This is a genomic window from Amycolatopsis sp., from assembly GCF_036008905.1.
GTDB lineage: Bacteria > Actinomycetota > Actinomycetes > Mycobacteriales > Pseudonocardiaceae > Amycolatopsis.
In genome coordinates this window covers 49,327-56,184 of record NZ_DASYMU010000149.1, presented here as the reverse complement: position 1 = coordinate 56,184, position 6,858 = coordinate 49,327, and the positions used below count along the sequence as shown (strand labels likewise).

The window sequence follows — 6,858 nt, the reverse complement described above, 5'->3', positions numbered from 1 at the left end:
CCGCCTCCTGAACTGGGCGGAAGCCAGGGGAGCGATGAGCGGACCAAGGTCTCCGGGTTCACCCCACCACCGTCAGGACCGGGCGGAACAGGGTCTTTCCCTGGCGGTGGATCAGTAGGCGGACCCGGTGGAGGTCCGGCGGGTGGCCCAAGCGGCGGCTTCGGGCAGCCGGGGCTGAGCGGGCCGGGTTCGTCGTCGGGAGCCGGGCAGTTCCCGGGGCAGTTCGGGGGCAACACCCCTGGTGGGACGGCCGGGAACGCGCCCCGTCCGGGTGGATTTCCTGGGACGTCGATCGCGGGTGCGCTTGGCGGCCCAGCGGGTAGGCCTGGCGGTGGCGGAGACATCACCCGTAACCCGAGCGGACGTGGCGGAGCGCCAAAGACCAACTTCGCGGGTGGACGTGTGTCCGGTGGCGGGTTCGTGCCCAAGGAAGGCGCGGCTGGCAGCAGACTCGGTGAAGCAGGCAAGGGCAGCGGAGTTGGCAACGTCGGGCCGAAGGAAGGCGCGATCGGTCGGGGTGGAGCTGCAGCTTCTGGGAAGGCCGGAGCTGCTGGAGCGCACGGCGCAGGTGCGGGCGGCGGTAAAGGCAAGCAAGAGGAAGACGCCGAGCACAAGCGCAAGTACGGCGAGACCGAAGACCACTTCGACGTCACACTCACCGAAGGACCGGACGGCGAGAAGGTCGTGCCACCGGTGATCGGCGACAGGTAGCAGCAAGATACCTACGCAAAGGCTCTGGTCGGCCCGTTCAACGGGCCGAATCATGCGCAATACTTGACAAAATACTACAGGGCCAAGGGTTTCCGCCTACCGTCGAGGACAGAGCCGGTACTGACAGCAGGTTTATATCCGACAAGGCGGAGTACGGTGGACTGACACTCACGTTGCAGCCAGGCCTAAGAATAGAACGCCTGAACGCAGATCCAACCAAAATTCACGATGGCCAAGTAAACGACTGTCTGGCCGCGCAGATAAAAATAGGATCCGCTCGGCGAGTGACTGTGAGATAGCCATAGAAGTCACCAAAACGTCTCGGGCACTCATTTCCGTCGCATTGTCAACGGGCACGACTGACAAGGCTTGTGCTCTTGTGTACGAAGTCGCGCAGAAGGTTGAGCCTCAGCTACCCAAGGAGGCTGAGGTGACCGACGAGGCCAGGAGTTGGCGGACTTCGTGGACGGCGGTGCGGCCGGCGCGGTTGGCGCCGACGGTGCTGGCGGAGGGGCCATAGCCGACGAGGTGGAGGCGGGGTTCGGCGACGACTCGGGTGCCGTCCATTTTGATGCCGCCGCCAGGTTCGCGGATGTGGAGCGGGGCGAGGTGGTCGATGGCGGCGCGGAAGCCGGTGGCCCAGAGGATGACGTCGACGGGGGTTTCGGTGCCGTCGGGCCAGGCGACGCCGGTGGGGGTGATCCGGTCGAACATCGGGTGCCGGGTCAGGACACCGGAGGCTTGGGCGGCGGCGATTTCTGGGGTGAGGGCGAGGTCGGTGACGCTGACGACGCTGGCGGGTGGTTTGCCGGCGCGGACGGCGCGTTCGACCTTGGCGACGGCTTCGCGGCCCCAGTCTTCGGAGAACGGGCCTTCGCGGAAGACGGGTGGGCGGCGGGTGGTCCAGGTGGTGGCGCGGGCGAAGGGGGCTATTTCCATCAGGAGCTGGACGGCGGAGGTACCGCCGCCGACTACCAGGACACGCTTGCCGCGGAAGTCGGCGACGCCGGTGTAGTCGGCGGTGTGCAGTTGGCGGCCAGTGAAGGTTTCTTGGCCCGGGTAGTGCGGCCAGAACGGCCTGTCCCAGGTGCCGGTCGCGCTGATGACGGCTTTGGCGGCCCAGATTTCGGTGGCGCTGGCCACGATCAGGCGGTTCTCGGGGCCTCGGCTTACCGACAGGACGTCGACCGGGCGGCGGATCGGCAGGTCATAGGTGTGTTCGAAGCGGTCGAAATACTCCGAGACGACTTCGGACGCGGGGCGCGAGCGGTCGGGGGTGCCCAGCGACATGCCGGGCAGGTCATAGAGGCCGTGCACCTTGTCGAGCACCAGAGACGGCCAGCGGTACTGCCACGCACCGCCCGCGCGCTTGCCGTGATCCAGCACGACGAAACCCGATCCGTTGGCCAGCCCGGCCCTGCGCAGGTGGTACCCCGCCGAGAGGCCGGCTTGGCCGGATCCGATCACGACTACGTCGGTTTCGTGGTCTGCGCTCGTCACCTCCGGTTCAACAACGGCGGCGCCGCGGTATTTCGTCGGACGGCGCGCCCTTGATCACAGCGCTAGGTCGTGTCTGGTGGGTCTGTTCGATGGGACCCATCAGACACGACCTAGTTGCGGCGCAGCGCGCGCACTATCGCGAGGACGACCAGGACACCCGCGACACCGGCGATGACCGGGGCCAGGCGTTTGACGACCGAACTGCCCGCGTAGTCGAACAGGTCGATGGCTTCGGCCTCGGGAGCCGGTTTGACGCTCTCCAGATGGGGTTTCGGCGCGGGGGCGGCGGCCACGACTTCGGGTTCGGCGGCAGGGGGCGGTTCGGGTTCCACTGACGAGCCGAGCTTGCTGGACAGGCACTCCACGAAGGCGTCGAGGATCTTGCCGCCGACCTCGGAAATCAGGCCGCGGCCGAACTGCGCGGGCTTGCCGGTGATCGCCAGGTCGGTGACCACCGCGCCATGCGTCGACTCGCCGTCGGCGGTCAGGGTGAGGGTGACTGTCGCCGCGGCCGTGCCCGACCCGCGCGAGTCCTTGCCGGACGCCTTGATGACGACCTTTTTGGCGCTTTCGTCCTTCTCGAGAAACTCGCCGCTTCCCTTGTAGAGCAGGGAGATCGGCCCCATCTTGACCTTCACCGTCCCGGTGAAGGCGTCACCTTCCACCTTCGTGAGCGTGGCACCCGGCATGCAAGGCGCGACCCGCTCGGGGTCGATGACCGCCTTCCATACCTCGTCGAGCGGTGCCGGGACGGTGAACTGGTGATCAAGTTTCACGAGGCCGATCTCCCTTTCTGCATTACCGGACGCGGACCGTCAGGAACCCGCCGCGGCGGCGACGGCCCTGCCGGTGAGTACCCGCGCGAGCTGCTGGCGGTATTCGACGTCGGCGTTGCCGTCCGCGGTGGGCGAGGTGCCCTCCGCGGCGTGCTGGGCGGCCGCGCGGATCGCTTCCGTGCTGGCCGCACCGCCCACCAGCGCCTCTTCGACGCCGGTGGCCCGCACAGGCACCGAGCCCATGTTCGTCAGCGCGACCCTGGCCTCGGCGATGGTCTCGCCTTCGGTGCGGATCGCGACGGCCACAGCGACCATCGACCAGGCTTGCGCGACCCGGTTGAACTTCTCGTAGTGCGACTGCCAACCGGTGTGCTTCGGCACCCGCACTTCGACCAGGATTTCGTCCGGCTCCAGCGTAGTCGTGAAGAAGTCTTGGAAGAAGTCCGCCGCGGCCACCGTGCGACGGCCACCGCTGCCCGCGATCACCAGCTCACAGCCCAGCGCGAGCACCGGGGCGAGCAGGTCACCCGCCGGGTCGGCGTGCGCGATGGAACCGCCGAACGTGCCGCGGTGGCGGACTTGCGGGTCGGCCACCGTGTCGGTCGCCTTCTTCAGCAGCGACGCGTGCTCGGCGACGAGGTGATCCCGCTGGACGTCGTAGTGCGTGGTCATCGCGCCGATCACCAGCGCGTCACCGTCTTCGCGGACGCCTCGGAGTTCGCTGATCTTGCCGAGGTCGATCAACTTCGTCGGCGCGGCCAGCCGCATCCGCAGCACCGGCAGCAGGCTTTGCCCGCCCGCCAGCACCTTGGCGTCTTCACCGGCCTCGGCCAGCGCTCGGACGGCTTCGTCCACAGTGGATGGTGCGGTGTAGTCGAAGGCTACGGGGATCACTTCGCACCTCCAGAGGCGTCGATCGAGCCGAGACCGCCGCCGGCCTCGGAACCCACATCACCAGCGGCGGCGGTGCCGTGCTGGATCGCGTGCCAGACCCGCATCGGGCTGAGCGGCATTTCGATGTCGTTGACGCCGAAGTGCCGGACCGCGTCGATCACGGAGTTCACCACGGCCGGGGTCGAGGCGATCGTGCCCGCCTCGCCGACTCCCTTGACTCCCAGCGAGTTCGTCGTCGACGGCGTTTCCGTGCGGTCGGTGACGAACTTGGGCAGGTCCATCGCCGACGGCAGCAGGTAGTCGGCGAACGTGCCCGTCTGCAGCGTCCCGCTTTCGTCGAACACCGCCTCCTCGTACAGCGCCTGCGCGATGCCCTGCGCCAGCCCGCCGTGCACCTGACCCTCGACGATGATCGGGTTGACCACCGAGCCCACGTCGTCGACGCAGACATACGAGCGGATCGTGACCCGGCCCGTTTCGGTGTCAACCTCCGTGGCACACAGGTGCGTGCCGTGCGGGAACGAGAAGTTCTCCGGGTCGAAGGTGGCGTCCGAGTCCAGCGAAGGCTCGACGCCGTCGGGCAGGTCGTGCGCGGAGAACACCGCGAACGCGATCTCGCCGATACCGGTGGACTTGTCGGTGCCCTTGACGGTGAACTTGCCGCCTTCGAACTCCAGGTCGTCTTCCGCGCATTCCATCATGTGCGCGGCGATCACGCGGGCCTTGGCGACCACCTTCTCGACCGCCTTGACCACCGCGATCCCGCCCACGACAAGGGATCGCGAGCCGTAGGTGTCCATACCCTTGTGCGAGGACTGCGTGTCACCGTGGAGCACTTCGACGTCCTCGAAAGCGACACCGAGATGGTCGGCCACGATCTGGCTCCACGCCGTCTCGTGTCCCTGCCCGTGCGCCGAGGCGCCCGTAAGCACCTCGACCTTGCCGGTGGGGAGGACCCGGATTCCCGCGTGCTCCCAGCCGCCTGCCGCGTAGTCGAGCGAACCCAGCACCCGTGACGGTGCCAGGCCGCACATCTCGGTGAACGTCGAGATGCCGATGCCGAGCTGCACCGGGTCGTTGTTCGCCCGCCGCTCCGCTTGTTCGCGGCGCAGGCCGTCGTAATCGAAGAGCTGCTTGGCCTTCTCCGTCGCGGCTTCGTAGTTGCCGGAGTCGTAGGTCAGCCCGCACACCGTGGTGAACGGGAACTCCTCGTGCTTGATCCAGTTCTTTTCGCGCAGCTCCAACGGTTCCATGCCGAGTTCGACGGCGAGCTCGTCCATGATCCGCTCGATCGCGAACGTGGCCTCCGGCCGCCCGGCGCCGCGGTAGGCGTCGGTGAGCGTGGTGTTGGTGAACACGTTGGTGCAGGCGAAGTGGTATGCCGGGAACTTGTAGATCGAGTTGAACATGAACGCGCCGAGGATCGGCACGCCCGGCCCGACCAACCCGAGGTACGCGCCCATGTCGGCCAGCAGTTCGACCTTCAGCCCGGTGACCGTGCCGTCGCGCTTCGCGGTGATCGTGATGTCCTGGATCTGGTCACGGCCGTGATGCGCGGCGACCATCGACTCCGACCGCGATTCGTTCCACTTCACCGGCTTTCCGATCTTCTGCGCCACGATCAGGCACATCATCTCCTCGGACACCACCGCCAGCTTGCCACCGAACCCGCCACCGACGTCCGGTGCGATGACCCGCAGCTTGTGCTCGGGAATGCCGAGGGTGAGCGCGGCCATCGTCTTGAGGACGTGCGGCACCTGGGTGGACACCCACATGGTGAGCTGGGCGGCTGTCGGGTCGACCACACAGGCCCGCGGTTCCATGAACGCCGGGATGAGCCGCTGCTGCCGGAACCGGCGTTTGACGGTGACCTCGGCACTGGCGATCGCCTCGTCGATGCTCGAACCCGTGCCCGCCTCGCCGGAGTCGAACACCCAGAGGGCGTTGCGGTTGGTGCCGAGTTCCTCGTGGACGAGCGGAGCGCCTTCGGCCATCGCGGCCTCGAGACCGAGAACCACGGGCAAGTCTTCGTACTCGACGTCGATGGACTCCAGCGCGTCATGCGCTTCGGCGGACGTCCGGGCGACGACGACGGCGACGCCCTCGCCCGCGAAGTTCACCTGATCGGAGGCGAGGACCGGCCGGCGAGGCGACTTCATATCCGGCGTGATCGGCCACGCGCACGGCATGCCGATCGCGCCTTCGGGATCGAGGTCCTTGCCGGTGTAGACGGCGACGACCCCGGGTGCGTCCTTCGCGGCGGAGGTGTCGATGCTGACGATCTTCGCGTGGGCGAACGGGCTGCGCAGCACGGCGAGATGCAGCATCCCGGGCAGCGTCAGGTTGTCGGTCCAGCGGGTCCGCCCGGTGATCAGGCGGGCGTCTTCCTTACGGAGCCTGGCTTTGCCGATTTCCGGCTCGACGACGGCGGTCATTACTCGCCACCCCCGCCTGCGTGCGAAGCGGCGCCTTCGGCCAGTCTCTCGGCATCGGGCCCGGCGCCGGGCCGCATCTGATGTGCCGCGTCGCGGACGGCCTTGACGATGTTCTGGTAGCCGGTGCAGCGGCAGAGGTTGCCCTCGAGCCCCTCGCGCACCTCGTGTTCGTCGGGATCGGGATTGTCCCCGAGCAGGTCGATGGATTGCATGATCATGCCGGGCGTGCAGAATCCGCACTGCAGCGCGTGGTTGTCGTGGAAGGCTTTCTGCACCGGATGGAGCTCTCCGTCGCGGGCGAGCCCTTCGATGGTGGTCACTTCACACCCGTCGGCCTGGACCGCGAGTACTGAACAGGACTTCACGCTTCGCCCGTCGAGATGGACGGTGCAGGCGCCGCAGTTACTGGTGTCGCAGCCGACTACGGTACCTACTTTGCCGAGCTTCTCTCGCAAATGGTGCACGAGTAACGTGCGCGGCTCGACTTCATCGCTGTAACTGGTGCCGTCCACGCTGACGGTGATGCGCATGAGGTCTCCAGT

Annotated in this window: 6 protein-coding genes; 1 reads left to right on the top strand and 5 read right to left on the bottom strand. The window is 67.3% G+C overall.

Annotation, left to right across the window (positions count from 1 at the left end):
• Positions 1-402 precede the first annotated feature (402 nt).
• Complete coding sequence (locus VGP60_RS26255) at positions 403-711, top strand: hypothetical protein (RefSeq protein ID WP_327550765.1); 309 nt, start codon at positions 403-405, stop codon at positions 709-711.
• A gap of 408 nt (positions 712-1,119) precedes the next feature.
• On the opposite strand, the gene VGP60_RS26250 is transcribed toward VGP60_RS26255, so the two are convergent.
• The 5 genes from VGP60_RS26250 to VGP60_RS26230 form a co-directional block, all read right to left on the bottom strand.
• Positions 1,120-2,211, bottom strand: coding sequence for an NAD(P)-binding domain-containing protein (locus VGP60_RS26250; RefSeq protein WP_327550764.1), 1,092 nt, complete (start codon positions 2,209-2,211; stop codon positions 1,120-1,122).
• Positions 2,212-2,321: 110 nt separating this feature from the next.
• Positions 2,322-2,987, bottom strand: coding sequence for an SRPBCC family protein (locus tag VGP60_RS26245; RefSeq protein WP_327550763.1), 666 nt, complete (start codon positions 2,985-2,987; stop codon positions 2,322-2,324).
• Between the two features lie 39 nt (positions 2,988-3,026).
• A complete protein-coding gene (locus VGP60_RS26240) occupies positions 3,027-3,881 on the bottom strand; it encodes a xanthine dehydrogenase family protein subunit M (RefSeq protein ID WP_327550762.1) in 855 nt (284 codons plus the stop codon).
• Positions 3,878-6,316, bottom strand: a complete 2,439-nt coding sequence (locus VGP60_RS26235; protein WP_327550761.1) for a xanthine dehydrogenase family protein molybdopterin-binding subunit — start codon at positions 6,314-6,316, stop codon at positions 3,878-3,880. The genes VGP60_RS26240 and VGP60_RS26235 overlap by 4 nt, the downstream gene beginning before the upstream one ends.
• Entirely contained in the window at positions 6,316-6,846 is a 531-nt protein-coding gene (locus tag VGP60_RS26230) for a (2Fe-2S)-binding protein (protein WP_327550760.1), read from the bottom strand. The genes VGP60_RS26235 and VGP60_RS26230 overlap by 1 nt, the downstream gene beginning before the upstream one ends.
• Between the last annotated feature and the right edge of the window lie 12 nt (positions 6,847-6,858).

Bases quoted from the DNA above. Each gene is read 5' to 3' on its own strand.
- VGP60_RS26235 (WP_327550761.1), bottom strand. From the start codon at position 6,316: ATGACCGCCGTCGTCGAGCCGGAAATCGGCAAAGCCAGGCTCCGTAAG.
- VGP60_RS26230 (WP_327550760.1), bottom strand. From the start codon at position 6,846: ATGCGCATCACCGTCAGCGTGGACGGCACCAGTTACAGCGATGAAGTC.